Annotated in this window: 2 protein-coding genes; both read left to right on the top strand. The window is 62.7% G+C overall.

Going from position 1 to position 1,007, the window contains the following annotated elements:
- Positions 1-738, top strand: a 738-nt coding sequence (locus tag Q7U29_RS04285; protein WP_304738871.1) for a helix-turn-helix domain-containing protein, incomplete at its 5' end; no start/stop codon positions are given.
- 110 nt (positions 739-848) lie between these two features.
- Positions 849-1,007, top strand: a 159-nt coding sequence (locus Q7U29_RS04290) for a nucleotidyltransferase family protein (RefSeq protein WP_304738875.1), incomplete at its 3' end; no start/stop codon positions are given.

Consider the following 1,007-nt stretch of genomic DNA (forward strand, 5'->3'; position numbering starts at 1 on the left):
CGCCGCCATCTCAGCCAGCTCGATCTGGCCGGCGACGCCGAGATTTCCGCGCGTCATTTGAGTTTCGTGGAAACCGGCCGCGCGGCGCCGTCGCGCGAGATGGTGTTGAAGCTGGCGGAACGGCTGCTGGTTCCCTTGCGCGAACGCAACGTGTTGCTGGTGGCGGCGGGTTATGCGCCGGCATTTCCGCAGCGTTCGCTCGACGATCCCGCGCTGAAATCGGCGCGGGCGGCGATCGAACTGGTGCTGAAGGCGCATGAGCCCAATCCGGCGCTGGCGATCGACCGGCACTGGAATCTGGTTTCGGCCAACCGCATGGTGATGCCCTTGCTGCAAGGCATTGCACCGCATCTGCTCGGCCAGCCTGTCAATGTGCTGCGACTTGCCTTTCACCCCGAGGCGCTGGCGGCGCGCACCGTCAACCTCGCCGAATGGTGCGGCCATCTGCTGGAGCGGCTGCACCGGCAGTGCGAGGCGACCGCCGATCCGGAACTGCTCAAACTCTATTACGAACTGAAGGCCTATCCGATCCCGGCGCGCCCGGCGCCGCTGTCGTCGGACAATGTCGCGATCCCGTTCAAGCTGCGGCTGAACGGCGAGGTGCTGAGCTTCATTTCCACCACCATGATCTTCGGCACCCCGGTCGACATCACGCTGTCGGAACTGGCGCTGGAGACGTTTTTCCCGGCCGATGAACTGACCGCCGAGCGGATGCGAACGATGGCGTCGAGGCTGTGATAGCGGCTTGCGGCCGTTCGCATCATTGCGGCGATCCCGGGGGCTGAATTTGCCTGCAAGAGCCGGAAAAGACGCGTGTTTTTTTACCCTTCTTGCCTTACAATGTGGCTATGACCCGCGACGAGATCATAGAAAAGCTGAAAGAGCGTGAGACCGACCTGCGAGCGCAGGGCGTCGCTCATGCTGCGCTATTTGGTTCCGTCGCGCGCGGCGATGACAATCCCGACAGCGATATCGACATCCTTGTTGATCTTGACCCAGCAATTGTC

Origin of the sequence: Bradyrhizobium sp. (genome assembly GCF_030654605.1) — a bacterium.
Lineage (GTDB): Bacteria > Pseudomonadota > Alphaproteobacteria > Rhizobiales > Xanthobacteraceae > Bradyrhizobium.